Here is a 25,287-nt window from a genome sequence, read left to right as displayed (position 1 = left end):
GGCTCAGGGCCGCCAGCGCAGGAAGTTGGCGATCAGCCGCAGGCCGGAGGCCTGGCTCTTCTCCGGGTGGAACTGGGTCCCGACCAGGTTGTCGCGGCCGATCACCGCCGCGACCGGCCCGCCATAGTCTACGCTCGCCAGTTCGGTCGAGCGGTCGGCGCAGGCGAAGCGGTAGGAGTGGACGAAATAGGCGTGGTCGCCGTCATGCAGGCCGGCCAGGACCGGGTGGTCGGGCCGCTCGACATGCAGGTCGTTCCAGCCCATGTGGGGGATCTTCAGCGACGGGTCGGCGGGATCGATGGCGACCACCTCGCCCCGGATCCAGCCGAGCCCGTCCCAGACCCCGTGCTCGACCCCGCGCTCCGCCATCAGCTGCATGCCGACGCAGATGCCCAGGAAGGGGGTGCCGCGGGTCAGCACCGCCTCCTCCATCGCCTCGACCAGGCCGGGCACAGACCGGATGCCGGCCATGCAGTCGGCGAAGGCGCCGACGCCGGGCAGCACGATGCGGTCGGCCCGGCGCACCGCCTCGGCGTCGTCGGTGACGGCGATGGCGGCGCCGACGCCGGCCTCCTGGGCCGCGCGCTCGAACGCCTTGGCGGCGGACCTGAGATTGCCGGAGCCGTAATCGACGATTGCTACGGTCATGTGGTCAAAGATTCCCTGAGCCTTGCGCCCGGCGCCCCGTCAGAGCGAGCCGCCGAGCGTTCCCTTGGTGGACGGCACGGCGTCGGCCTTGCGCGGGTCGATCTCGACCGCGGCGCGCAACGCGCGGGCCAGCGCCTTGAAGCAGCTTTCCACGATATGGTGATTGTTCTCGCCGTACAGGGTCTCGACGTGGAGCGTCACGCCGGCGGCCTGGGCGAAGGCCTGGAACCATTCCTTGAACAGCTCGGTGTCCATCTCCCCCAGCTTGTCGCGGGTGAAATGGACCTTCCAGATCAGGTAGGGCCGGTTGGACAGGTCCAGCGCCACGCGGGTCAGCGTCTCGTCCATGGGAACGGTCGCCTCGCCGTAGCGGCAGATGCCCTTGCGCTCGCCCAGCGCCTGGGCGAAGGCGGTGCCGATCGCGATTCCGCTGTCCTCGGTCGTGTGGTGGAAGTCGATATGGAGGTCGCCCTCGACCCGGACCGTCAGGTCGATCAGGCTGTGGCGGGAGAGCTGCTCGAGCATGTGGTCGAGGAAACCGACGCCTGTGGAAATCTTGTACAGGCCGGTTCCGTCAAGGTTCAGCGAAACCTCGATCCGGGTTTCGTTGGTGGCGCGTCGCAGGCTGGCCTGGCGCGCGGATCTGTTGGGCTGTGCGTCCATGGCGCGGTTTTAGCAGGGATGGATGGGCGATGCCAGCGGGGGATGAAACCCCGGCCCGTCTACTTCGTACGCCCTTCCGGCGCGCCGTCCGGAGACGTCTGGAGGGTTCCGGCGGCCGGCGCGGCAGATTGACCCGTTCACCCCGAACACGGGTGTAGGATAATGCTTGGACCCTTCATGGTCGTGGCGGGACGATCCCATGGTGCCGAGTCGCTTGTGGATAACTCTGGGGATTGGGCTGTTGGCATCCGGCCTCTCCGGCTGCGGGGTGAATGTCCGCAGGACGGAGATCGCGGAACCCCCGGCCCCGCCGCCGGAGAGCCGCCGCGTGCCGGTCCGCTTCGGCGAGCTTCAGGCCAAGCTGCGGCGCGGCGACGTCATAGGCGGCTATGTCATTGGCTTCACATGCATCGGCCCGTTCGACCCGATCACCTGGACCAGCGGGCGCACGATGATGGACCGGGAGGAGGTTGCCGACCTGTTCCATGAGGAGATGAGCACCGCCGGCTATGACGTGGCGGGCAACCCGAACCGCCTGTTCGAGGTCGCCGAGGACGAGGAACGGGCCGAGCTGGTGGTCTCCGCCCAGATCACCGATGTCAAGATGAATGTCTGCCGCAAGATGGGCTGGTGGCTGGTCCAGTCCGACATCGTCGGGGAGGAGGTCGAGGCCTCGGTCAAGGTGGATTGGACGGTCTATTCCCGCCTGGAACGGCGCATGGTGCTGCGGGCGTCCACCTGGGGATATCATGCCGGCGGCGCCGCGACCGAGGACGGCAAGGTGTTGGCGCTGGAGCAGGCCTTCGCCGGGGCCGTCGCCAACCTGGCGGCCGATCCCCGATTCGCGGCGGCCGGGTTCGCGGCGCCGGACGCCGCTTCCACCATGCCCGCGCTGGAGACCGGCGGCGGGATCGGCAGGACGGGTCCCGCCGCCGGCATGGCGACCGATGACGCGGCACGCCTCCAGGCCGTGCGGCTGGCGGCGCTGCCGCCCTTCACGACGCCGATCCAGGACCATGTGGACGCGGTGACCGGCGCCACCGTGCTGGTCTCCGGCGGGACCGGCCACGGCTCCGGCGTGCTGGTCAGCCGGGACGGGCTGCTGCTGACCAACCACCACGTGGTCGGCGAGGCCGAGCGGGTGCGGGTCTTGCTGGCCGACGGCACGGCCGTGGTGGGCAGGGTCGAGCGCCGGCACAAGCCGCGCGACGTGGCCCTGGTCCGGATCGAGGGGCGCGGGCTGCCCGCCCTGCCCGTCCGCACCCGGCCGCTGACCGTCAGCGAGGACGTCTACGTGGTGGGGGCGCCCCTGGCGGAGCGGATGCGCGGCACGGTCACCCGCGGGATCGTCAGCGCGCTGCGGCGCGACCGCCTGACCGGGCTGGAGGAGATCCAGGCCGACGCCAGCGTCCAGGGCGGCAACAGCGGCGGGCCGCTGGTCGACGCCCAGGGCAACCTGGCGGGCCTGACCGTGTCGATGCGGACCGTGCCCGGCAGCCAGGCCTCGGCCGGACTGAACTTCTTCATCCCGATCGGCGACGCGCTGGACCGGCTGAGGCTGCAGGTCGGGGGGCTCGAGGTCGGGGATTGAAGGGATTGGCGGTCCCCCCCACATGGCGGTAGGACATTTGACGGTATTTTTCTGCGATAGGCCCCGATCCCGATGAGTTCCAACGATCCGATCCAATGGCACGGCACCACGATCCTGTGCGTCCGCAAGGGAGGCGAGGTGGTGATCGCCGGCGACGGCCAGGTGTCCATGGGCCAGACCGTGATGAAGTCCAACGCGCGCAAGGTGCGCCGGCTGGCCGGCGGCGACGTGATGGCCGGCTTCGCCGGGGCCACGGCCGACGCCTTCACCCTGTTCGAGCGGTTGGAATCCAAGCTGGAGCAGCATCCCGGGCAGCTCACCCGCGCCTGCGTCGAGATGGCCAAGGACTGGCGGACCGACCGCTACCTGCGCCGGCTGGAGGCGATGATGGCCGTGGCCGACCGCAACGTCAGCCTGGTGCTGACCGGCAACGGCGACGTGCTGGAGCCCGAGGACGGCCTGATCGGCATCGGTTCCGGCGGCAGCTTCGCGCTCGCCGCCGCCCGCGCGCTCGCCGACATCAAGGGGCTGGACGCCGAGACGATCGCGCGCAAGGCGATGCGGATCGCCGCCGACATCTGCGTCTACACCAACCACAACGTGATCGTGGAAAAGATGTGATGGCGGAGGAGTTTGAATCGTCCCCCGAGAGTAATATCCTGCCAGCGAACGGCGCCGACGGCGCTCCTGACGAAGAAAAGCCAATGACCTCCTTCAGCCCCCGCGAGATCGTCTCGGAACTGGACCGCTACATCGTCGGCCAGCATGACGCCAAGCGCGCGGTCGCGATCGCGCTGCGCAACCGCTGGCGCCGGCTGCAGCTGCCGGAAGGCCTGCGGGAGGAGGTCCTGCCCAAGAACATCCTGATGATCGGCCCGACCGGCGTCGGCAAGACCGAGATCGCCCGCCGGCTGGCCAAGCTGGCCCAGGCGCCGTTCCTGAAGGTCGAGGCCACCAAGTTCACCGAGGTGGGCTATGTCGGCCGCGACGTGGAGCAGATCGTCCGCGACCTGGTCGAGATCGCCATCACCATGACCAAGGACAAGCTGCGGAAGGAGGTGGCTTCCAAGGCCGAGCTGCGCGCCGAGGACCGCGTGCTGGACGCCCTGGTCGGGACCAACGCGGCCCCGGAGACCCGCCAGAAGTTCCGCAAGATGCTGCGCGAGGGTTCGCTGAACGAGCGCGAGATCGAGATCCAGGTGGCCGATTCCGGCGTGCCGGGGATGCCGACCTTCGACGTGCCGGGCATGCCGGGCGCGCAGATGGGCATGCTCAACCTGAACGACATTTTCGGCAAGGCCTTCGGCGGCCGGACCAAGACCCGCCGCCTGTCGGTGGCGGAGAGCTACGAAGTGCTGATGGCCGAGGAGTCGGACAAGCTGCTGGACCAGGAGACGGTCGTCGGCGAGGCGATCCAATCGGTCGAGCAGAACGGCATCGTCTTCCTGGACGAGATCGACAAGATCTCCGCCCGGTCCGAGGGCCGCGGCGGCGCCGACGTCAGCCGCGAGGGCGTCCAGCGCGACCTGTTGCCGCTGATCGAGGGCACCTCGGTCGCGACCAAGCACGGCACGGTCAAGACCGACCACATCCTGTTCATCGCGTCGGGCGCGTTCCACGTGTCCAAGCCGTCGGACCTGCTGCCCGAGCTGCAGGGCCGCCTGCCGATCCGGGTGGAGCTGAAGGCGCTGACCCGGGAGGATTTCCGCCGCATCCTGACCGAGCCGGAAGCCAGCCTGATCAAGCAGTACAAGGCGCTGCTGAAGACCGAGGACGTCGAGCTGGAGTTCGCCGACGACGCGATCGACGAGCTGGCCAGCCTCGCCGCGGAGATCAACACCTCGGTGGAGAATATCGGCGCCCGCCGCCTGCACACCGTGATGGAGCGGCTGCTGGAGGAGATCAGCTTCAACGCCAGCGACCGCGGCGGCCAGACCATCACGATCGACGCCGGCTATGTCCGCACCCAGGTCTCCAACCTGGCGAAGAACGCCGACCTGTCGAAATTCATCCTGTAGGGAATCTCTCTCGTCCTGCGGTGCGGATCGGAGTAGGTCGGCCTTCGCCCGCAGGGCGAACGCCGACGCCCCGCATCGACGCTCCGGCCGGGGTGTCGGCGTCGGCCTTCAGCCGAGGCCGACCTACGATGACTATTTTGGGTGCTGCAGCCAAGGGTCAGGGAAGCGGAAGCTGGACCGCGCCTTTTTTCGCGGGCGTGCGCCGGGCCGGGCGGCTGGCGAGGAGCTGCGGCAGGGTGACCGGGGCCAGGTTCCAGGCATCGACGCCGACGTCGAACTGGCGCAGCAGGGGCGCCAGGCGGCCGTGGCTGTGGCCGTGCAGGTTGATCGACTTGCGGTGCATGCCGTTCCAGGTGCGGAAGGCGTAGTGGCACAGCACCAGGTGGGTGCCGTCGACGGTGATCTCGGCATAGGCGGAGACGGTCTCCCAGCCGGCGGACTTGAGCACCGCCGGGCCGTCGTTGTTGCCGATCAAATAATGAGAGTTTCGAGTCTCATCATCCACAACATACGGAGAATGCCAGTATCTATGCGATTTTCGGCTTACAAGAGTGGAAATCCAAAATGAGACTCTTTCAGCCTGCTCACGTTTTTGAACGACTGACGCGAGGGGCTCATCGCCGCCCCTCTACCGCCCCAAGAGGGGCGGTATTCACCCCGCTAGGATATTTGAAGCGAATGATGTTCTTTGATAAGATTATGTTGCGGTACAGCCGGGGACGGCAATGACCGCGCGAATGATGCGCGTAGGGGTGGCCCGACAAGGCTGCCCCTCGTCGCGTGGTCTACAGCGCCATGCGCTAAATCTGAAACGCCCATGCCGATGCATTCGCATTGTTGGGCGACAGCATTCTCCAGAGTGATCCAAATTTAACGCGGTCCGCTGATTTAATACATCTACTCGGTGCAGATGGTTTGCAGGGAAACTGCGTCTAAAGCCTTAATCCCCCATATCAAAATATAAGCTTTTCGATATTTCCGGTCTAGCTTTTATCATCATTATCTGGTAGGTTTATTAAAGGAGCCCCCAATAGGTAGGCAATTTCGCAGGAGTATCGAAATGGCTAAGGGTAAAGGTGAAGTCACCTCTGCAAAAGCGGCGAGCGCAGCTTCCAAAGTTCTCCGTGACCCAAAATCCTCCAAGGCGGCAAAGTCCGCTGCAGCATCGGCGCTGACTCAGCGACCGAACAAGAGGAAGTAACAGCACTGCCTTGACCGGTGGCGTCGCCTTTGTCGGTTAGGCTTAAGCGGTTGCGTCAGTACAATTTTGAGTGAATGCGCGTCACTTGGCGCGCTTTCCTTCCAGTGCCTATTTCAGACTCAATGCCAGCGCGCCACTCGATAGCTGACATGATCATCCACTCGGGCGATCGGTCCGCTGGGAAATGCAAAAATACTCAACTCTGCCACGCAGAAGCTTTGCTCTTTGATGGCACCTCATCGCGCAGATGAAGCGAGTCTAATACGCGCGGCTTTGTGGGTGCCCACCCCAGCCGGTTTCGGCGTAAAGCAATCACCCCAGTCGCCCAACCGCGGATGTATGATCCTCCCTACCAGTCGAGATCATGTTCGGGACCGTATTCACCATGGCTGTCGCGCCTCACGTCGGCGACAGTGTCCCGCTCACCCTCATCGCGCCTGTTAATTCCAAACAACTCACGCAAAAGCCAGTAAATAGGAGCGTCTTCGCGCCGCACATTGAGCGACTGTTGGAGCATCGCCAGGGCTTCTCCGATGATCTCCGGCTGCTTGGATGCGTCCAGGATAGTCCAGCCCACGACGCGGCCTGCCTCGTCGAGATCGATGGAGTGATTGCCCCGAGAATGGCATATCAGTGTATAGGATCGCTTGATCGGCCTGATGCGAACCTGCAGGATGTCGAGCGAAACATCGTATTGCACACGGTCATCACTCATCCCGCACGGTCCTCCTCCTGAATGCCCGAAGCTCATCCTCCGTTGCGCCGCAGCAGGGATGGGCAAGGGCGACGATCTCGATAAGCGCAGCCACGGTTTCAGCCGGCGATCGAAATACCGTATTTCCGGTGATGCACTGGATCATCACGGCGTCGATCGCTGCCGGGTGCATGTAATCGTCAGGTGGCCAAGGCGTCATCATCCGGTAGTGCGCCCCATGCACTGTCTCAACCATTCGACCTTCTATGCGGGCGATTCGGGACGACATGCGCCACTCACCGTCAGGTACGCCGTCGATGCCGTAAACCCGCCCGACGACCACGAAGCTGATCGTCGGGATCCCGATTATGCGATACTCGTCGATGCGCGGCAGATCACCGTCAGTCATCGCCCGCGGCCCTGCGCCTCAGCGCAGCCAGTTCCTCTTCGGTCGCAATGTACATCGGATCAATCAATGCGACGGTATCGATGATCGTCGCGACGGTGCGCGCTGCGGATCCGAACCCGGTCTGCTTGAACAGGTTTTCGGCGGCTTCGATGAGCGCATCGTCGGCGTGGAACCGATCGCTAGGGCAAGGCTCGAGCGTCCGATAAACCTCGCCGGTCACTGTGTGGATATGCGTGTCGGTCAGCCTGGAGAGCAGCGGGGTTAGGTGCCATATGCCGTCAGGCACGCCTTCCAAGCCGTAGATGCGGCCGAGAGCGGCGCAGCCCGTCAGCGGAATGTGGATAATGCGGTACTCGTCGATCGCTGGCATGTCCATTCCCTCCGCACGGTCAATTGCGCGTAAGCTTCTCCGCCCGCGTGGCGGCAATGAGGGCGCGCCGGTGCAGTGCTGCGAGTTGCCGGGCATTGAGTTCGCCGGCGGCGAAACCCGAACGCATCGCCTCGACGACCTCTCCCGGCAGCTCCGGCAGATCCGAGACCGCGACGCCGAACTCATCGGCGACATCTTCGGTCAGTCCGGCCATGATCACGCCGAAATGCTCCGGCCGCGGGCGAGGCACCTGAAGAACGCGGCAGCGCGCTCGAAGCAGCGGATCGACACGATCGGCATGGTTGGCCGTCAGGACCCAGGACACCGCAGACAGGTCCGCCGGCATTTGCAGGCATTCGTCGTAGTATTGCCGCGCCGTCGCGGGTTCCACCATTGTCAGAAGCACGTCGGAAATCCGGCCGTTGTGCCGGCTGTCTGCCGCCTTGTCGATCTCCTCGACGCAGAGCAAGGGGTTTGCGACGCCATGCGTCCTCATGACCATCAGGGGAAGGCACGGATGAGCTGAGGCCCACCCCCTGGCAGTTCCGGCAAGTGCGCGGCTGTCGGAAGCACCTCCGGCACTGAGCTGGGTGAACGGCACTCCGGCATAGCCGGCGATGCAGCGCGCAAGCCTCGACTTGCCGACGCCGGAGTGCCCGGTAAGAAGAAGCGGCGGCAGAGCGAAATGCGGACGCCCAAGACGCGCGGCCAGCGCCAACTCGCCCGTGATGATGTCGATGATTTCTGTGCACCAGGGGAACGCGGATCTGAGATCGCTGCGGTACTCGTCCGGGTCCGGCATAGCGGCGAGGTAAGTCAGACCGGACAGCGCCTCGTAGCCCTCGAACTCCTTCCATATCTTCTTTGCGCCGGCCTCGCTGGCCCGCAACGAAGGACGTAGTACGATCATCGACGGCGGCGGCTTCGGCGGGGCGAGCAGCAGCGAATCGATCACGTCGGCCGGTTCGGGCGGCAGCCAGCCGGCACTCTCCAGCATTGCGACCACGGCCCTGTTCTCGAGGTTCTGTGGATCCGAGATGGCCTGTATGAGCTCCAGCTCAATGGCGATGCTGGCCGGCGTATCGGCCCGGAGGATCGAAGCAAACAGCGTTCGGAACCTCGCAATGCGGATGCGAAGATCATACTCGTTCAGGGTACATGGATGGGCCAGCCACCAATCGAGATGTGCGCATGCCAGGCGCAGCTCGACGGTGTGATCGTCCTTATTTTCCAGAAAATACAGAAAAAGACATGTTGCCCGGAGATCGCGCACGAGATCACCCCCGGACTGGCCGATCAGGTCGCCGACCCTGCCCGCGATCCGCAGAAGGGGCAGATCACCATGCTCATCCGCCAACCCGCTCCGTCCGAGATCCAGGACGTCCGGGAAGTCCGGCACATCCTCGACCGTTATCCTGATCGCGGCGCGCGCTCCCGCCAAGTGTTCGGGCGTCACCTCTGCCGGGGGAAGCCGCCAAACGGACAGGAATGCGCGCACATCTTCCGGCGATAGAGCGTCGTCCCCGGACATCCGATCCCCCTTGAGAGTCAATCGCTTTGACTCTTCTGCCGGAACAAATCAAGAACGTCAAGGGAAAAGAAGCCTATCGCGTAGTCTAGTTCCCGCGCATTCCAGGCAAGCCGGAGATCCTCCAAGGCCTGTCTATTGATAGGGGTAGATCCTGGACTGTATGGGAGGTGGATTGGGCGTTGACCACGCTAACGATCCGACGACAACATGGGCAATGCGCACCACAGAGGGGCGTCGGGAATTATGGACTTGGACTTTCCATCTTTGGTCGCATTATTACTTGGCATCCCCATGATTGCCTTGGGTGGGGCCGGCTGTGTGTACTACGGCATCGGCTGCTGGCGCATGGCCCGGATTCTTCGGGAGCAGAACCGGCGCTGACTTGCCGACGGTCCGGATTGCCGCAGGATAAGTCTGACCGGCAGAGTTGCCTCTGCCGGTCAGCTTGCTTCAATTTTCTGCAGCCGTAACTACATCAGGAGACTTCATAGTTGCATAGATCTCGCTGGCGGATTTAGCGACGATGCCCGAAGCTGTCTGCCGATAGAGGCCGTTGGCTCGTGACGCCAGGGTCCCGGGATAGGGGGCCAGCCTGCTCGACGACCGATCGAATGAGAGGAGAGGATGCCGGAAGACAATCAGCAGATGGCTGTCCAGGAACTGGACAGGGCATATGTGGACCTGCGCGACTTGGACGCTCAACTAGCCGATCCCCAGGCAAAGAGGAACGCCGTGCTCAAGTGTGAAAATGAAGCGTGGGCACGGATCCGGTCCGAAGAGGACCTGCCTCCCGGATGGAACCTGACAGGGCCGCTGAATGGGGAGAATGAGCAGCCGAGATCGTTCCGGCTCGACGGGCCCGGTGGCGTCACGGCTGTTATCTACGATGCGACCGGCAACGTGGTAACGTCGTATCGTCGTGCTGCGGCAGCAGTCCGTGCCATGGCAGCCATCAACTGACCAGAAGCAAACAATCCAGGAAGGCAAGCAGAGGACATGGATGCTGAACCGATGTCCACCACCGAGACGCTGGTCGAAAGGCTGCGCGTACTCCGTGGGTCCATGAGCCGAGAGGACGGCGGCTGGAAAATGCCCGACGGGCTGTGGTGGGTCGCCAACCAGCCGCTGACGAACGACTTCAACCGCGAGATCGCGGCGCCTGGATCCCTGGACAAGTTCCCCGATGGCGCCGTCGCGGTGCGTGTCGATGACGACTTCTTCGTCGTGGCGGTCCTGCCGCCAGAATTCGTCGGGCTTGGGATCGAACGCATCGTTCCGGTTCTGTGGCCGGACGTAACCGATCCGGTGTTCAAGTCGGACACCTTCGCGACCCCCAATCAACAGGCGCCGTCCGACCGTTGAAACGCCGGAACCATCCGTGGCGTGGCTTCGGCTGTCTGCACCAACCGACCATTTTGGAACGTCCGGCTCTGGAGACAACTACCGCGGATTGCGTTTCATCTGGTTCGCCCTGAAGCATGATGGCGACCAGCAGCGCGAAGACGCCGCCATGGGCGCTTCAGATTTAGCGCACGGCGCTGTAGCTTGCAGAAGGCATTCCTCCGTATGGGATACAGCAACCGGGGAGATTGACCTCACCCGCCGCTTACATGATCCTCGACAGAGAATGCGATGGTGTTGCTCTCACCTTACAGCGGTTTTTTCCGGACAGGTTTCCACCTCAAGGGCCCTAATGTCGAAATTGTCGCTCATGACCGGCTTCCGCCTTGGCGTCGTGATGGCGATGATAATCGGCGTCGTGTCGCTCTTGAGCCATACTGCCTCGCTCCACAACCCCGGGATCCTTCAGCCGATTGAACAGGGTCGTCATTCCAGCCTGCCGAACGCAGCCGTAGACAGGAATGACGTACACGGTGAAGGATCGCAAAAGGAATGCCAACCTAACCATGTCCAGGGCCACAATTCTGCTGACCACTCGCACGAGACAATGGGCTCCGCAATGACACTTGCTGCACTTGGCTGTGCAGACGAAAAGACATCGCGGAGCGAGCCACACCGAAACATCTACGGCGAACCGTTCTTCCGTCTCGACCGGCCTCCGCGTCACGGTCTCCTTGCGTGACCGCGCCCCGCGCGCGGCCTTCCATAGACCAACAACGGAGCCCTGATGATGATCGGATCTCTGCGCCGATGCTGGCCACGCTCGCTGCGCATGCCGGCGCGCACCGCTCTTTTCGCTTTCACGACCACTCTCTTAGCGCTTCCGCTCGCCGGCCTTACGGCTGCTGCTGAAGGGCTGAAACCGGACGCGGTGGCCGGCACCGACGGCCCTTCCACGGTGAAGTCGCAATCGTCCGCCGCCCTCCAGGGTGGGTTAACCGCGAGTGCGGCCCTGCGCACCGCCGTCACGCCCGACCACATGCTTCGCCATCTCGCCGCTTTGCAGGCGATCGCCGATGAGAATGGTGGAAACCGGGCTGCCGGCACGGCTGGGCACGAGGCATCGGTCGATTATGTCGCCGGGCAACTTCGCGAGGCGGGATATCAGGTCCGTTTCGAGACCGTCGAGATCCCCATCGTGCAGGAGACGCAGCCACCTCGATTGACGGCGTCCAAGGAGTCCGGGCTGGACCTCCGGGACTTTCAGCTTCACACACTGCCTTACTCCGCGGCCGGCTCCGTAGAGGCGCCGTTGCGGCCTGCGGGTGATGGTTGCGACAGGGGCGACTTCGCCCGGCTTTCAAGCGGTTCGGTCGCTCTTGTTCAACGAGGCTCCTGCTCGGTCTGGCGCAAGGTGAGGAATGCGGCCGCCGCGGGTGCAGGCGCCGTCATCGTTTACGATCAGCGCTCGGACCGCATGACACGCGCCGTCACGCAGCGGGTCGGGGAAATGACCGCCATACCAGGCGTGCGGCTTGACCATGCGACGGGCTCGGTGCTTGCCGAGGCCCTGCGACGCGGACCGATCACAGTGCAGCTGAATGTGGAGACGCGTGCATTCTCTTATCGCTCCCGCAACGTCATTGCTGATACCGCGGGAGGTGATCCCGGGTCGGTGGTGTTGATCGGGGCTCATCTGGACAGTGTTCCGGAAGGGCCGGGCATCAACGACAATGGCACCGGTGTTGCCGCGATCCTGGAAGTCGCCCGGCAGCTATCCCAGCTCGACATCAAGACAGCCAACAGGCTGCGCTTCGCGCTCTGGACCGACGAGGAGAACGAGATGCTCGGGTCACATCACCATGCCGCCTCGCTCTCGCCTGCCGAACTCAAGCGGATCATGGCCGTGCTGAACTTCGACACACTCGGATCGTCCAACTACGGGCGATTTGTCTATGACGGAGACGGCTCGGCGAGTGAAAAGGCGGCACCGCCAGGATCGGAGCGGATCGAGCGCATCTTCCGGACCTATTTCGCGGCGGTCGGGCTGACCGTTGCCGAGAAGCCGCTCGAGGACGCGTCGGATCACTTGTCATTCGTCGAGCATGGTGTGCCGGTAGGCGGGCTTCTTGCCGGCGACGGCGAAACCAAGTCCACCAGGGAAGCCGGGATGTTCGGTGGATCCGCCGGTGCGCCTTACGACTCCTGTTATCACGAAGCATGCGACACTCTCGACGCGGTCAACCGAACGGCTCTCGACGAGCTGGCCGATGCGGCTGCCCACGCCATCATCATGCTCGGGGATGCTGCCCGTGATTAGACGGCTGTTTTCACAACGACAGAACTCCTGAAGGTCGCCCAAGGGAATTCAGACATAGCCGCCGACGAGGCGAAACGGCTTGCCTCCCATGCGGGTCTTGAACCGGGCGATGCCTGGTGTCTTTTCGTTGATGCCGCCCAGGTCAAAGCCGGTGTAGCCGTGCTTGACGAGCCAGAGTACGGACTGCCAGAGCAGGAAATGGTGGGCCCGCACCGCGCGTCCCCGCTCGCTCGTCCAACCTACCTGGTACGTCGCCGCCCGCCCATGCCGGACCAGCAGGACACCGGCGACCGGCTCGCCGCCCTGCAGGGCTCGTAACACGACCAGGGGCGACTTGTCGGCCGAGGCACTGTGCATCGCCCGCAGGAACGCGGGCGACGGACCCGGGTAGCTTCTCGCGACCTTGTCCTCGAGGTAGTGCTCCATCAGCCAGTCGAACCTCTTTCCGGCCGATGTCTCCGTCTCCAGCACGAGGTTGTGCCGTTCGGCCTGACGCAGTTGGTTGCGCCACTTTCCATGCAGCCCGGCGTGAAGCGCGTCGGGGCCCGAGGCCAAGTCGAGCCAGACCGATGCGTAACCCTCGCTCCACCGCCGAAACCCGGTCGCCGACATCCGCTGCCGCGTGGCGGGATCATCGGGGAGTTCGGGGTGGAACATCAGGGGCTGGCCACGGCGCAACTGGTACCGCTGCCGGAGCATCCCCAGCACGAGCTTCAGCATCTCGCCGGGGATCTCATCGTAGATCCACAAGGGACCACGGTGGATGCGGCAGGCGGTGAGGAAAGGCAGCCATTTCCTGGTCTGAACCAGAACCAGGCCGACCGGCTTGCCTTCGAAGTGGATGATGCCGAAATCCGCCTTCCAGCCCTCGACTTTCGCCATGGCGACGCCGTACTGCCAGGTCTGGAGTAGCGTCGGCCGCTTGCAGCGGGCCAGCAGGGCCTCCCACTGGCCGAAAGTGCAGTCATTCCAGTCGATCCGGAAAGGATTGAACGGGAGCGTCATGCTGCGCGCCCATGGCCCTGGGCGCGCCTGGGCTGGTCAGGAGGGCGAGGATCGTGCGGCGCCAGCCTCTGGCGGCTGTCCGAGGGAGCGGCGAACCGCGAACGGTGTGTTTCTCTAACCGGGCGAGTGGTCATGATCTGCCTCATACCCATGAAACTTTCTCAGCGGTGAGCTTTCACCAGCAGTCAGGGTGGCAAGAACCGCCTGCCTGCTACGGTCTCGGTAGCTACTCCCATCTCAGGACGGCGGCGCGGACCTGATCCACGCCGCCCAAGTTCCTGTCACTTCTTCCTTTTCAAGTTTTCGTAGTCACCGCTCGTGCTGAGGGTGACCGTCACGGTCCCGTCACCCCGGTTACGCCAGAACCAGCCGTGATTGCCGTCGAAAGCAGCCTGGAGGGTGCCCTGGTCGCTCGCGACGCCGCGACCCTTGCTGTAGCTGTGCGTTTTGTTCGGCGCGTCGTACGGCTCGCCATGAGTGTCATGATTGACTACGCCGCCCTCGGTCTTCCAGGAGTAGGTGGCTTGCGCTCCTTTGCGCATCTCCATCTTGACCTCGACGCCTTCGCCAGGGGCGAGCGTGACCGAGGTCTCGTCGGTGCGGCCGGCCTGGGCCACCTGCGCGGGCAGGGTTGCAGCCGGTAGAGTTTCAGCCGAGGCCGGCGCGATGACGATCTGCGCCAGGAGCGTGTCCATCAGGCTGGAGCGCTGGTCCGGCGCGGCAGGGGCCTGCGGTGCTGCCGGTGTCCCGCCCTGATCGAATAGACGGTCCTGCTCCGCCTCCTCGGCGAGCTGGGCCTTGATCTCACCCATCTGCGTGAGACCCAGGACGCGCCCGATGCCGGTCGGGTCGATCCCGTACTCGGCGGGCAGGATCGTGGTGACCAGCAGGGCCGCCGCGGTGGTGGCCGCGATCAGGGTCGAGCGAACAAGCTGGGCGGAGCTTGGCAACTCGGCGCGGGAGGGAATATCGGTGTTGTACATGATCTCTTCCTTAGTCAGATGACGAACCAGCCGGTGAGCTGATAGCCGGTCAGCATGAACCCGGCGGTCATCATGGCGACGTTGGCGGTGTAGGCATGGCGCCAGAAGCTGTCGGTCCGGCGCCAGTAGCCCATCAGGATCAGGATGGCGGCGAGCGCCAGCAGCTGGCCGACCTCGACGCCGACGTTGAAGGCCAGAAGGTTGGGGATCAGGCCGTCCGGCGCGATGTCGAACTCGCGGATCTTGGTCGCGAGGCCGAAGCCGTGGAAAAGCCCGAAGACGAGGGTCGCCAGCTTCGTGTTCGGCTGGAATCCGAACCAGCGCTGGTAGGCACCGAGATTGTCGAGCGCCTTGTAGACGACCGAGAGCCCGATGATGGCGTCGATCAGGTACGAGCTGACGTTCGTGTCGAAGATCACGCCGAGCAGCAGCGTGGTCGAGTGCCCGATGGCGAACAGGCTGACATAGATGCCGATGTGGCTGGGCCTGTAGAGGAAGAAAATGACGCCGAACAGGAACAGGAGGTGGTCATAGCCGGTCACCATATGCTTGGCGCCCAGGTACATGAACGGCAGCAGATGGATTCCCGTGATTTCCTGAATGTAGCCCTTGTCCCCCTCCGCAACGCCGTGGGCGTGAGCGTCAGCACCGAATGCCATGAGGAGGGCAAGGCCAAGCAGCGCCAGAAGACCCGGTCTGTGCCGCGCATCAAGCGGCCACGGCCGGTCGTCTCGAGAAGATCCATGCATGGATGATGCCCGATGTTCGTTGATGAGATGGAGCCCGCAGGCTTTCAGTCAGGCAACGAGCAGCGAACGCGGCGGACGATCGATTCGAAAAGCTGGGGCCCGATAGGGCGAGAGTTGATAAAACAGCTGCCACTCCGGCGCCTGGTCGTGCACAACCATGGACAGGACGAGAGCCGGGCCGGGGGAGTCGTGCGAGTGATCGGCCGGGTTATGCCGGTGATCGTGTCCCGGCTCCCACTCATCCGACACCTCTTCCTCATCGAAGTGGGTGTGTTCGGCCGTGGCAAGCCCGGAAAGCGCGCTGTGCTGCCCAACTTCCGAGAGCTGGAGTGTCAGCGGATCGTGCGACGAGGAAAGGGTGTTCGAGACGGGCAGCACGCCGAGCGCCATCGCCAGCACGATGACCAACCTGATGCCTGCCGTGAGTGCTTTCATCGCCGATCGCAGCATGGTGGATTTTCTGGTAGCAAGAAAGTCGGAAACCGGTAAGCAGAAATTCGGAGTGTATGCCCGTAGTGGTCTGATCAGAAACTTTCAAAACTCCACCACTCCGCAGGGCATCAGGATCGAGCAGCTGTCGGCTCACCGTACTCACCTGATGCCCGAAAGCCGGTGTGGCTGTCCAGGCAATTGCCATATCCCCTCCAGGGGGATACCATAGACTTCATGACCCACACAAGCCATCCTGATGTGATCAACCGCCTGAAGCGGGCGCACGGTCATCTCGCCTCCACCATCGCCATGATCGAGGACGGCCGGAGCTGCCTGGAAGTTGCCCAGCAGATGCATGCCGTGATCAGGGCGCTGGAGGGTGCCAAGGCGGTGTTCATCCACGACCACCTCGGCCACTGCCTTGAGGAGGCCGCCGGGCCGCTGGCCCGCGAGAACCGCGCCGCGCTCGATGAGTTCAGGCAGATCGCCAGGTACCTGTAAACCACTGTCAGGTTCAGGGGGCCACTATGCTCTCCCCATTGATCAATCGCACGTATCGTCACCTGTTCGCTGCACAGGTCATCGCGCTGATCGGCACCGGGCTGCTGACGGTGGCGCTCGGATTGCTGGCCTACGATCTGGCCGGGGCCGATGCGGGCGCCGTGCTCGGCACGGCGCTGGCGATCAAGATGGTGGCCTATGTCGGCGTGGCGCCGGTTGTCAGCGCCTTCGCTGACCGGTTGCCCCGGCGCGCCTTCCTCGTCGCCATGGACCTGGTCCGGGCCGCCATCGCCCTGTCGCTGCCGTTCGTCACAGAAGTCTGGCAGATCTATGCCCTGATCTTCGTCCTTCAGTCGGCCTCCGCGGCCTTTACGCCCACTTTCCAGGCGACCATCCCGGAGGTTCTGCCGGACGAGGCGGAATACACCAGGGCGCTTTCGCTGGCGCGTCTCGCCTATGACCTGGAAAGTCTTGCCAGTCCCACGCTCGCGGCACTCCTGCTGGCGGTGGTCAGCTACCACGACCTGTTTGTCGGAACGGTGGTCGGCTTCCTGGGGTCGGCCCTGCTGGTCCGCACCGCGGCATTACCCAGCCCCAAGCCTGTCGATCTCCGCGGCGGGACCTACGAGCGGACGACGCGGGGTATTCGGATTTACCTGAAGACGCCGCGTCTGCGGGGACTGCTGGCGTTCAACGGCGCGGTGGCTGCGGCCGGGGCCATGGTCATCGTGAACACCGTCGTCATCGTGCGCGGCATGCTGGGCGGCTCGGAAGCCGACGTGGCGATCGTTCTGGCCGCTTACGGCGCCGGGTCGATGGTAGTTGCCTTCGTACTGCCGCACCTGCTCGAGCGGGTCACCGACCGGGCGGTTATGCTCTCAGGATCCTGGCTGCTTGCCGCCGGGACGCTCGTGATGTCCGTCCTGCTCGGTACCGGCGGCTTGCCGGCACGCCTGACGGCGGCGCTGCCGCTGCTGCTGCCGGTCTGGTTCGTGCTCGGTGCAGCGAACTCGGCCGTGCTGACGCCCTCGGGACGACTGCTGCGGCGATCCGCCCATGCCGAGGATCGCCCGGCGGTGTTCGCAGCGCAATTCGCCCTGAGCCATGCCTGCTGGCTGGTGGCCTATCCCCTGGCAGGATGGGTCGGAGCCCGTGCCGGCGTGGGTGCCGCCTTCATGGTTCTGGGTATTCTGGCCGTCGCGGCGACAGCGTTGGCAGGCCGTCTGTGGCCCTCGGGAGATCCTGTCGAGGTCGAGCACGTCCATGCCGGCTTCGGCCACGACCACCTCCATGTCCATGACGAACACCACCAGCATGCCCATGAGGGATGGGAAGGACCCGAGCCCCACGCCCATCCCCACCGGCACGCGCCGATCCGTCACAAGCACGCGCTGGTCATTGACCGGCACCACGTCGCATGGCCCCGGCAGGGCTGAAGCCCTAGGATTGCGCTGCTGAAGTTGTCTTCGATCGGAGCTTGTTGACGCTTGCCAATCCAGCTTGGGCGAGGGAGGATCTGTCATTGTCTGCAGGAGACCGCGCATGTTCCGAGCCCTTGCCCTCAGTGCTTTCCTCGCATTTACTGCGCTTGGCCTGTCGGGGGTCGCGTCAACGCAGGTGACCCACACACCGCAGCAGCCTTATGCCCATCTCCATTCCCGCCCCATTAAGGCGCTTTCCGACCAGCAGATCGCCGATCTGCGCGCCGGCCGCGGCATGGGGTACGCGCTCCCGGCCGAGTTGAACGGGTATCCCGGTCCTTCGCACACCCTGGAGAACGCTGACGCCCTCAGGCTCAGCGCTGTCCAGCGCGAGCGTACCAAAGCCTTGTTCGAGGCCATGAAGGCAGAGGCCGTACCTTTGGGTGAACGCCTGATCCAGCAGGAAACCGAATTGGAGCGGCTGTTCGCCGAGAAGGCGGTTACGCCAGCGAACCTGGAATCGGCGACGAGCGCGATCGGAGTGACGCAGGGTGCGCTGAGAGCCGCTCACCTCCGCTATCACCTAGAGCGGCGAGCGTGAAACCGGAATCAATGTTGCGCTCTATGCCGGGATGTGATTCACCGTTCATGGAGGTGGATCATGGGTCAGGGCTATTCGTCTGATTTGCGTGTACGGATCATCGGAGCGATCGAGGGTGGGAGTTCGTGCCGCTCGGCGGCCCGCCGGTTCGGCGTCAGCCCGAGTACGAGCATCCGGCTGGCGCAACGCAAGGCGAAGACCGGTTCACTGGAGCCGGCGCGGCAAGGGCGTCCGCCCGGCGGCGGCAAGCTGGCGCCCCATGCCGATCTGCTGATCGGCTGGGTGAAGGCCAAAGGCGACATCACCATGTCCGAACTGGCAGCCAAGCTGGAAGCCGCCCGCGGTGTCACGGTTCACCCGGCCTCGCTGTCGCGGTTCCTGATCGCCCGCGGCTTCAGCGTCAAAAAAACCAGACCGGCAAAACTCACTTTGCGGCGGCATACTGGGCCTCGAGACTGCGCAGGTAGGCCTGGGGATCGCGCCTGAAGCGGCTGCCTCTGGTCCGCTGCAGACGGCGAGCCTTGATGTCGGCCCGCAGGGCGAGCCAGCGGGTTCGATCGACCCCGGCCAGATCGGCGGCCTCGAGTGGCGCGAGACGGGAGACCACCCACGCGACCAGACGGGCGGGACCGCTGACCACGGTGGCCGATGAGGCCGCGCGCCGACCGGTCGTACGCCGCTGACAGTAACGGTAGGAGCCGAACAGCCCTTCCAGCGCATTGTTGGTGCCCGGCAGATCAGCGACGGTATGGCAGTGGAACAGGCCGGGGCGATAGCTGCGGGTTACCTTGAGGAAGTGACCGACCGCCTCGCACAGACCGCCGGCCCGCGCGCGGTGCCGGGACATCGCGCCGCACAGGCCGTCCAGTCGCCGGGCCACTGCCGGCGCCGGCAGCGCCTCGGTGTTCTTGATGATGTGCGCCGCCCGGTGTACCCAGCCGAACGCCCGGGCGATGTCCGGCCACAGATGCTCGGTGTCGCCCAGGGCACCGCCGACCAGCCGGCTCGGTGCCTGGACCTGCCGGTCGTCCCCCCCTTTGCCGCGACCCGCTGCAGACTGTCCGACACCGCCTCCAGCCGCGCCTTCAGCGTCAGTCCGGCAGCCTCCAGCGGCGCCCGGCCGTCAGCGCCCAGGGCGCTGCGCACCGCAGCGCAGTAGCCGCGGATCAGATCGCCCCCAGCGTCCTGACGGGCCTCGGCCGCGCGTTCGATCGGCCGGATGCCGCGGACGCGCTTCTTCAACTCCTTTTTGGCGTGCCGGTCGGCCTCGAAGATCGGACGCGCCGCCTCGCGCAGGTAGTGGAAGTGGCACAGCTGGTGCGGCACGCCGGGCAAAGCCCGGGCGACCGCAGTGCGGATCGAGAGCTGTCCGTCGCTGACCACCCCGGCCACCGGCACGCCGGCGAGCTCGGCGGCCCGGCGCAGCAGCGGCTCCAGGTCGGCGGATGTTGCCGACAGCAGGGCCCTGGCCAGCACGACGGTGCCGGACAGGCAGTCGCGGATCACCCACAGCACCTCGTGGCCCATCTGCGGCTGCAGGCCGTCGATCGCCAGGATGACCCGGCCCTGGTCCTTGAACCGGGCCCGCAGCCGGTCGGGATCGCCGGTCGCGGTGGCGACCAGTTCGTCGTAGCGGTCGAGTAGGTTGGTGACGCTGCGCTGGGAGATCGCCACGCCGCGCCGGACCAGCTCGGCATGGATCTCCGGCACGCTGGCCCGAGCGCCGTAGCGCTGCCGGCCAACCAGGGCGATCACGTCGAGCCCGAACTCCTGCTGGGGCAGCGCCAGCGCTCCTTCGGCCTCCGGTCGAAACGCCCGGTGGAAACGGGCGCAGTCCGAGTTGACGCAACGCCGGACCCTGAGCTGCAGGCCAAGCAGCCCGTCCAGTGTCACCACGGCGCGGCGGTTGATGTATTGGCAGTGCAGCCGACCGCCGCATTCCGGGCACTGTCGCGTCACCGTCTCCAGGATCCGCCACCGCGTCGGCGGCGGTCGCATCGACTGCCGGCCCATTCTACCGCCTCCCCACTCGCAACCTCACTGCGCATTCAACAGAAGGCCAGCTTTGCCGTTCTGGAAAAAAAACATTGTTGGCAAGCGAGGCCGGTCGCAGTGACGTGGCGCGGGACCGCCGGATCTGGCGGGACAATCGTCAGCCCCGGATGCGCGAGGAGCCGGAGCGGCTGGTGTTCATCGACGAGACCGCCACCACCACGAAGAGATGACCGTTGTGTCCCCGCGAGTGGTGTAGGAGAGCTGTGGGTAAGTGGCCCGCCGAAGCGCCTTCTCGAGCTGGCGTAGGCGGGCCACTTATCCATAGCGGCGGTCATCGCGGACTCCGGTAGGTTCGGGTTGCGACACCTTGAACGGACCTGGAGAGGACCACGATGACCGTGGACAGAATGATCCTTCGTGAGCTCTTGGAGAAGGGCTCTGACGAGGACCTGCTGCGTGAGATGATCGGCTTCGTCGCCCAGCGCATGATGGACCTGGAAGTGGAAAGCCTATGCGGCGCCGCGCCCGGGGAACGGACGCCCGAACGCACCAACCAGCGCAACGGCTACCGCGAGCGGGCCTGGGACACCCGCGCCGGCACGCTCACGCTGCAGATCCCCAAGCTGCGCAAGGGCTCCTATTTTCCCGGCTTCCTGGAGCCCCGGCGCACGGCGGAGAAGGCGCTCGCGGCGGTCATTCAGGAAGCCTATGTCCACGGCGTCTCGACGCGCAGCGTCGATGAGCTGGTCAGGGCGATGGGCATGACCGGGATCAGCAAGTCCCAGGTCTCGCGGCTGTGCGAGGACATCGACACGCGCGTCGGCACCTTCCTGAGCCGCCCACTGGAAGGCGACTGGCCATACCTGTGGATTGACGCCACCTACGTGAAGGTGCGCGAGGGCGGGCGGATCATCTCGGTGGCCGTGATAGTCGCCGTGGCGGTCAACACCGACGGCCGACGCGAGGTGCTCGGCCTGGAGGTCGGCCCTTCCGAAGCCGAGGTGTTCTGGACCCGGTTCCTGCGCTCGCTGACACGCCGTGGCCTGCGTGGCGTGAAGCTGGTGATCTCCGATGCCCACGAGGGGCTGAAGGCGGCCGCGTCCAAGGTGCTCAGCGCGACCTGGCAACGGTGTCGAATTCATCATTTTTATCGCAACGCGCTGGCCCATGTCGGCCCGTCGCAGCGGGCCATGGTGGCGGCCGCCATCCGCACCGCATTCACCCAGGAGACGGCCGAGGCCGCCCATCGGCAATGGCGGCAGGTCGCCGATGGCTTACGTGAGCGCTTTCCCAAACTGGCTGCCCTGATGGACGAGGCCGAGTATGACGTGCTGGCCTACATGGACTTCCATTGCGATCACTGGGCCAAGATCAGCTCGACGAATCCGCTCGAACGTGTCAACGGCGAGATCAAGCGGCGCACCGACGTGGTCGCCATCTTCCCCAATGACGCGGCGATCCTTCGGCTCACCGGTGCCATCCTGCTCGAGCAGAACGACGAATGGGCAGTCGGCCGCCGTTATATGAGCCTGGAGACCATGACCCCGCTCGGGCATACTGACAGCGTCAGGCTGTCGGCAGTGACTGCCTGACCGGCCCAACCGGCCGGAGAGCGATGACTATGCCCCTCGCTCCTACACCACTTCCCGGGACACGATCAAGATGACCCGGCTGCGGGGCCGGGCACCTTGCGGGCAGCGCCTCAAGGCCCAGGCCCCGTTCGGCCACTGGGGCACCCAGACCTTCATCGCCGCCTTGCGCTGCGACGGCCTGACCGCCCCGTGGATCGTCACCGGAGCGATGAACCGCTGCCTCTTCGAAACCTATGTGGAAACCCAGCTCGCGCCGACCCTGCGGCCGGGCGACGTCGTCATCCTCGACAACCTGTCCAGCCACAAAAGCGAAAAGGCCAAGGCCATCCTCAAGCAACGCGGCGCCTGGTTTCTCTTCCTGCCGCCCTACAGCCCCGACCTCAATCCGATCGAGATGGCCTTCGCCAAGCTCAAGGCCCATCTCCGACGCATCGGCGCCCGCACCATCGAGGAACTCTGGAAAGCCGTCGGATCGATCTGCGATCTATACACTCCTGACGAGTGCTGGAACTATCTCAGACACGCAGGATATGCGTCAGATTAAAGGCTCGAAGCTCTAGCGATGATGGAGGTGCTGACGCCGGAGCAGGTCCAGCGCTATACCGAGGCTCGAGGTTATGGTGGGCATCGACAAGACGGATACAGCACCCACGCCCCTTGACCCGGTGAACCGCTTATCCCCACACATGGAATAAAACCGCGAATAATACGTCTTCCCAGCAGTGTTCGTCAGGTTCCAGTCAGAAATTCGCCATGCCACAGCCGTCAATCGCCTCCCGCCGGCGTATCGCCGCAATGTCCCTGGCCTTCGTCTTCCTGGCGGCCGGTGCGGCGACTGCCCACGAGGGCGCAACCGGCGTGGTGGCGCAGCGGATGGACGTCATGAAGCAGATGGGCCAGCACATGAAGGCTCTGGGCGCCATGCTGGCGGGCAAATCGGCCTTCGATCAGGGGACGGCAAAGCAGCTCGCCGAGAGCATGCACCATCACTGCGAGCATGTCGCGCACATGTTCCCGCCGGGCAGCGACGGTCACCATACTGAGGCCACTCCCGCCGTCTGGACCAATCGGACGGAATTCGGCGCCAGCATGCGTCGCTTGGATGCCGCCGTCGAGGAACCCGTGGCCGCGGCTGCCTCCGGCGATAAGGCGCAGCTGGCGGCGGAATTCAAGGCTGTCGGTCAGGAATGTTCCAGCTGCCTTGATAATGTCCGACAGAAGAAGAAATGAACGTTGGGAACACCTGGATTTCGGGTGTTCTGGATGTGAAGGTACGAGGGTCTGCCTTGCCGGTGACACCCACGAGATGACTGAGGGCCCAATTTTTCTGATCCCAGGCGCACGCTGGTCTACATCACAATGACGGCTCCGATTCGCTTGGCATGGCGACAGAGATCGGCTCTTCCAGCAGATCCAAACGGAAGACTTCCATCGGTTGTGCCTTGCCGCGGACGTGGAGCAAGCCGAGTGACGAGGCCTTCATTCCGGGCGGCAACTGCAGCCGGTCGAGGACCGAACGGCTGGCCAGGAGACTGACCTCTCTGGTACGGGCCAGCTGTTCCAGCCGTGCGGCGGTATTCACCGTATCACCCAGGAAGGCGATCTTCCGCTTGACCTCTCCGACCTCGCCGGCCACCACAGGGCCGAGATGCAGGCCAGCTCGAAAGGCGACCTCATAGCCGTACGTCCGACGAAACTCTACCTGGCGGGCTGCCAATCTCTGCGCGAGCACGGGGAAAAAGTCTAGGGCGGTAACGGCACTCCCGTCTAGGAACCAAGTCACGATAACTTCATCGCCGATATAATCATGCACCTCGCCACCACAATCGCGTGTTGCACGGCCGACCATTCGGAAAAAATCGTCCAGATAGGCGTGAAACTTGAGATCGCCAATCTGCTCGGCGATGGTGGTCGAGTGACAAATATCCAGGAAAAGAAAGAGACGCTCTTCGCGCCGCGGCCGGTGGTAACGCCCAATGAGAAAGTTAAACAGCATACCGGGACCAAGAAGCTTATTCACGGCGAACAGGATATTGACCACAATGGCTGCGAGCATCGCCACCACCACCGTTTCCCGATGGACGAAGAGATCGACCAGTGCTGGGCCATCGGAATGATGTGTCAGGCGCGCGCCAATCTTGGTGCCGAGTAGGATCCAAACAGTGTATCCGGCAGACTTGATCAGGACGAGCCAACCAAACGGCCAACGGCGCGTCGCCGAAGGAACGAGCCAGCGAAGATGGGTCTCATACACAGCGAGCGGCAGGCCAATGACCGCTGCCACAACAAGGGCATTAACGGCGCCCTCAAGGGGTGACGGGTCCGTAAGCGCCCCATACAATGCTGCCAGAAGCAGGCCGCCAATGACGAGGCAAACGAAGTACCGTAAGGCCAATCCTTGTGAATCTCCCCTCTTCGCCACCGGCAGGAAGTTGGGGCAGCCACCGCAATGACCGCCCCAGTGCCTCAGAACCAGAAGCGCACGCCCGCCACCAGGGACAAGTCACTCGGATCCTCGCCGTGCTCGCGGGCAATGTCGGCGGTCTCGCCCAGCTTCCGCTCCCAGTTCACGCCGATATAGGGGGCGAACTCGCGGACGACCTCGTAGCGCAGGCGCAGTCCCAGCTCCACGTCGTTGACGCCGGGACCGACATCAAGCTCGCGGACCCGCTGCGCCGAGACGTTGACCTCGGCGGCCGGCTGGAGGATGAGCTTCTGCGTGATGAGCAGGTCGTACTCGGCCTCCAGGCGGGCGCTGAAGTCGCCGTCCTCGCTGACGAACAGCTGGGCGGTCACGTCGAAGAAGTACGGGGCCACGCCCTGGAACCCGATCACGCCGTAGGTCGTCTGCGGCTGTGGCCTTACGTCGTGGCGGATGCCAATCTGCGCGTCCCAGAACTCCGACGTCATGCGGCTGTAGAGAAGCTGGAATTCAGCCTCCTCCACCTCCCCATCGACGGGCTTGCTGCCCTCGGCATTGAACCAAACCTTGTTGGTGTCTCCGCCGACCCAGCCCTGAGCGTCCCAGTTGATCGAGTTCTCACCGTCCCGCCAGCGGTGCTCGAACTGGTCGATGAGAAGCGTCCCGACAACCGGCGGCTCCTCGTGGAACTGCTCGGGCGGTTGCTCCTCGGCGGCCCGGGCCGAGCCCGCCGAAATCGCCAGCAGGATGGCCCCGGCCATGAGGGCGGCCCTGTGCGGGACCATTGTCGTCATTGTCAT

The 25,287-nt window shown here is 64.6% G+C and carries 26 protein-coding genes and 1 pseudogene; 13 read left to right on the top strand and 14 right to left on the bottom strand.

The genetic code is table 11. The features are described 5' to 3' along the window. Nucleotides 1–3: 3 nt before the first annotated feature. Together hisH and hisB are read right to left on the bottom strand one after the other, a co-directional pair. On the bottom strand, nt 4–648 hold the full coding sequence (gene hisH / locus IGS68_RS26895) for an imidazole glycerol phosphate synthase subunit HisH (RefSeq protein WP_201075900.1): 645 nt from the start codon (nt 646–648) through the stop codon (nt 4–6). Nucleotides 649–687: 39 nt separating this feature from the next. After that, nucleotides 688–1,311 carry an imidazoleglycerol-phosphate dehydratase HisB gene (gene hisB / locus IGS68_RS26890; protein ID WP_201075898.1) on the bottom strand — a complete coding sequence of 208 codons (624 nt, stop codon included), beginning with the start codon at nt 1,309–1,311 and terminating at the stop codon, nt 688–690. A 241-nt stretch (nt 1,312–1,552) separates the two neighbouring features. Between hisB and IGS68_RS26885 the strand changes: the two genes are divergently transcribed. From IGS68_RS26885 to hslU, 3 genes are all read left to right on the top strand, one after another. Then, the gene (locus IGS68_RS26885) at nt 1,553–2,902 is read left to right on the top strand and encodes a S1C family serine protease (RefSeq protein WP_201075896.1); all 1,350 of its coding nucleotides are present in this window, start codon (nt 1,553–1,555) and stop codon (nt 2,900–2,902) included. A 72-nt stretch (nt 2,903–2,974) separates the two neighbouring features. Next, on the top strand, nt 2,975–3,523 hold the full coding sequence (hslV, locus tag IGS68_RS26880; RefSeq protein WP_201075890.1) for an ATP-dependent protease subunit HslV: 549 nt from the start codon (nt 2,975–2,977) through the stop codon (nt 3,521–3,523). A gap of 83 nt (nt 3,524–3,606) precedes the next feature. After that, nucleotides 3,607–4,920: an ATP-dependent protease ATPase subunit HslU gene (hslU, locus tag IGS68_RS26875; protein WP_201075888.1), complete on the top strand. Its 1,314-nt coding sequence runs from the start codon at nt 3,607–3,609 to the stop codon at nt 4,918–4,920. A 157-nt stretch (nt 4,921–5,077) separates the two neighbouring features. On the opposite strand, the gene IGS68_RS26870 is transcribed toward hslU, so the two are convergent. The 5 genes from IGS68_RS26870 to IGS68_RS26850 all read right to left on the bottom strand — a co-directional run bounded on the left by IGS68_RS26870 (nt 5,078) and on the right by IGS68_RS26850 (nt 9,125). Next, nucleotides 5,078–5,395 carry a hypothetical protein gene (locus tag IGS68_RS26870; RefSeq protein WP_201075881.1) on the bottom strand — a complete coding sequence of 106 codons (318 nt, stop codon included), beginning with the start codon at nt 5,393–5,395 and terminating at the stop codon, nt 5,078–5,080. Nucleotides 5,396–6,470: 1,075 nt separating this feature from the next. After that, complete coding sequence (locus IGS68_RS26865) at nt 6,471–6,836, bottom strand: hypothetical protein (RefSeq protein WP_201075880.1); 366 nt, start codon at nt 6,834–6,836, stop codon at nt 6,471–6,473. Continuing rightward, entirely contained in the window at nt 6,829–7,224 is a 396-nt protein-coding gene (locus tag IGS68_RS26860; RefSeq protein ID WP_201075879.1) for a hypothetical protein, read from the bottom strand. The genes IGS68_RS26865 and IGS68_RS26860 overlap by 8 nt, the downstream gene beginning before the upstream one ends. Then, a complete protein-coding gene (locus IGS68_RS26855) occupies nt 7,217–7,594 on the bottom strand; it encodes a hypothetical protein (protein ID WP_201075878.1) in 378 nt (125 codons plus the stop codon). The genes IGS68_RS26860 and IGS68_RS26855 overlap by 8 nt, the downstream gene beginning before the upstream one ends. 19 nt (nt 7,595–7,613) lie before the next feature. Next, the gene (locus IGS68_RS26850; RefSeq protein ID WP_201075877.1) at nt 7,614–9,125 is read right to left on the bottom strand and encodes an AAA family ATPase; all 1,512 of its coding nucleotides are present in this window, start codon (nt 9,123–9,125) and stop codon (nt 7,614–7,616) included. Nucleotides 9,126–9,749: 624 nt separating this feature from the next. Between IGS68_RS26850 and IGS68_RS26845 the strand changes: the two genes are divergently transcribed. From IGS68_RS26845 to IGS68_RS26835, 3 genes are all read left to right on the top strand, one after another. Beyond that, the gene (locus IGS68_RS26845; protein ID WP_201075875.1) at nt 9,750–10,085 is read left to right on the top strand and encodes a hypothetical protein; all 336 of its coding nucleotides are present in this window, start codon (nt 9,750–9,752) and stop codon (nt 10,083–10,085) included. 51 nt (nt 10,086–10,136) lie between these two features. Further along, on the top strand, nt 10,137–10,487 hold the full coding sequence (locus tag IGS68_RS26840) for a hypothetical protein (protein ID WP_201075873.1): 351 nt from the start codon (nt 10,137–10,139) through the stop codon (nt 10,485–10,487). A gap of 766 nt (nt 10,488–11,253) precedes the next feature. Further along, the gene (locus tag IGS68_RS26835; RefSeq protein WP_201075871.1) at nt 11,254–12,786 is read left to right on the top strand and encodes a M20/M25/M40 family metallo-hydrolase; all 1,533 of its coding nucleotides are present in this window, start codon (nt 11,254–11,256) and stop codon (nt 12,784–12,786) included. A 48-nt stretch (nt 12,787–12,834) separates the two neighbouring features. Here the strand turns inward: IGS68_RS26835 and IGS68_RS26830 are convergent, their stop codons facing one another. From IGS68_RS26830 to IGS68_RS26815, 4 genes are all read right to left on the bottom strand, one after another. Next, nucleotides 12,835–13,791: a lipid II:glycine glycyltransferase FemX gene (locus IGS68_RS26830; protein ID WP_201075869.1), complete on the bottom strand. Its 957-nt coding sequence runs from the start codon at nt 13,789–13,791 to the stop codon at nt 12,835–12,837. Nucleotides 13,792–14,072: 281 nt separating this feature from the next. Beyond that, a complete protein-coding gene (locus IGS68_RS26825; protein ID WP_201075868.1) occupies nt 14,073–14,774 on the bottom strand; it encodes a transmembrane anchor protein in 702 nt (233 codons plus the stop codon). Between the two features lie 14 nt (nt 14,775–14,788). Further along, on the bottom strand, nt 14,789–15,433 hold the full coding sequence (locus IGS68_RS26820) for a HupE/UreJ family protein (RefSeq protein ID WP_228435201.1): 645 nt from the start codon (nt 15,431–15,433) through the stop codon (nt 14,789–14,791). A gap of 138 nt (nt 15,434–15,571) precedes the next feature. Continuing rightward, on the bottom strand, nt 15,572–15,973 hold the full coding sequence (locus IGS68_RS26815; RefSeq protein ID WP_201075864.1) for a hypothetical protein: 402 nt from the start codon (nt 15,971–15,973) through the stop codon (nt 15,572–15,574). Between the two features lie 216 nt (nt 15,974–16,189). On the opposite strand from IGS68_RS26815, the gene IGS68_RS26810 reads away from it, so the two are divergent. The 4 genes from IGS68_RS26810 to IGS68_RS26795 all read left to right on the top strand — a co-directional run bounded on the left by IGS68_RS26810 (nt 16,190) and on the right by IGS68_RS26795 (nt 18,964). Further along, on the top strand, nt 16,190–16,456 hold the full coding sequence (locus tag IGS68_RS26810) for a metal-sensing transcriptional repressor (protein ID WP_201075862.1): 267 nt from the start codon (nt 16,190–16,192) through the stop codon (nt 16,454–16,456). A 26-nt stretch (nt 16,457–16,482) separates the two neighbouring features. Next, nucleotides 16,483–17,892, top strand: coding sequence for an MFS transporter (locus IGS68_RS26805; protein ID WP_201075855.1), 1,410 nt, complete (start codon nt 16,483–16,485; stop codon nt 17,890–17,892). Between the two features lie 106 nt (nt 17,893–17,998). Beyond that, on the top strand, nt 17,999–18,478 hold the full coding sequence (locus tag IGS68_RS26800) for a hypothetical protein (RefSeq protein ID WP_201075853.1): 480 nt from the start codon (nt 17,999–18,001) through the stop codon (nt 18,476–18,478). Between the two features lie 60 nt (nt 18,479–18,538). Next, complete coding sequence (locus IGS68_RS26795) at nt 18,539–18,964, top strand: transposase (protein ID WP_201075851.1); 426 nt, start codon at nt 18,539–18,541, stop codon at nt 18,962–18,964. On the opposite strand, the gene IGS68_RS26790 is transcribed toward IGS68_RS26795, so the two are convergent. Then, nucleotides 18,903–20,404, bottom strand: a protein-coding gene (locus IGS68_RS26790) for an ISNCY family transposase (RefSeq protein WP_201081701.1) whose coding sequence is annotated in 2 segments (ribosomal slippage) — nt 18,903–19,507 and nt 19,507–20,404 — 1,503 coding nt in all. Because the reading frame shifts where the segments join, the coding sequence is not laid out codon by codon here. The two genes, IGS68_RS26795 and IGS68_RS26790, sit on opposite strands and share 62 nt — an antisense overlap. Before the next feature lie 461 nt (nt 20,405–20,865). Between IGS68_RS26790 and IGS68_RS26785 the strand changes: the two genes are divergently transcribed. From IGS68_RS26785 to IGS68_RS26775, 3 genes and pseudogenes are all read left to right on the top strand, one after another. Beyond that, complete coding sequence (locus tag IGS68_RS26785; RefSeq protein WP_201075849.1) at nt 20,866–22,065, top strand: IS256 family transposase; 1,200 nt, start codon at nt 20,866–20,868, stop codon at nt 22,063–22,065. A 61-nt stretch (nt 22,066–22,126) separates the two neighbouring features. Next, nucleotides 22,127–22,609 (top strand): annotated as a pseudogene (locus IGS68_RS26780) (IS630 family transposase); the annotation flags it as partial. 251 nt (nt 22,610–22,860) lie between these two features. Then, nucleotides 22,861–23,295, top strand: coding sequence for a c-type cytochrome (locus IGS68_RS26775; protein WP_201075845.1), 435 nt, complete (start codon nt 22,861–22,863; stop codon nt 23,293–23,295). Between the two features lie 124 nt (nt 23,296–23,419). Here IGS68_RS26775 and IGS68_RS26770 read toward each other — a convergent pair whose 3' ends face one another. Continuing rightward, nucleotides 23,420–24,460 carry an adenylate/guanylate cyclase domain-containing protein gene (locus IGS68_RS26770; protein WP_201075843.1) on the bottom strand — a complete coding sequence of 347 codons (1,041 nt, stop codon included), beginning with the start codon at nt 24,458–24,460 and terminating at the stop codon, nt 23,420–23,422. A 71-nt stretch (nt 24,461–24,531) separates the two neighbouring features. Then, nucleotides 24,532–25,287: a copper resistance protein B gene (locus IGS68_RS26765; RefSeq protein WP_228435200.1), complete on the bottom strand. Its 756-nt coding sequence runs from the start codon at nt 25,285–25,287 to the stop codon at nt 24,532–24,534.

It is taken from the genome of Skermanella sp. TT6 (assembly GCF_016653635.2).
In the GTDB taxonomy this organism is placed as follows: domain Bacteria; phylum Pseudomonadota; class Alphaproteobacteria; order Azospirillales; family Azospirillaceae; genus Skermanella; species Skermanella cutis.
Note: the sequence above shows the minus strand (reverse complement) of the source record. Positions and strands in the feature narration are given on the sequence as shown.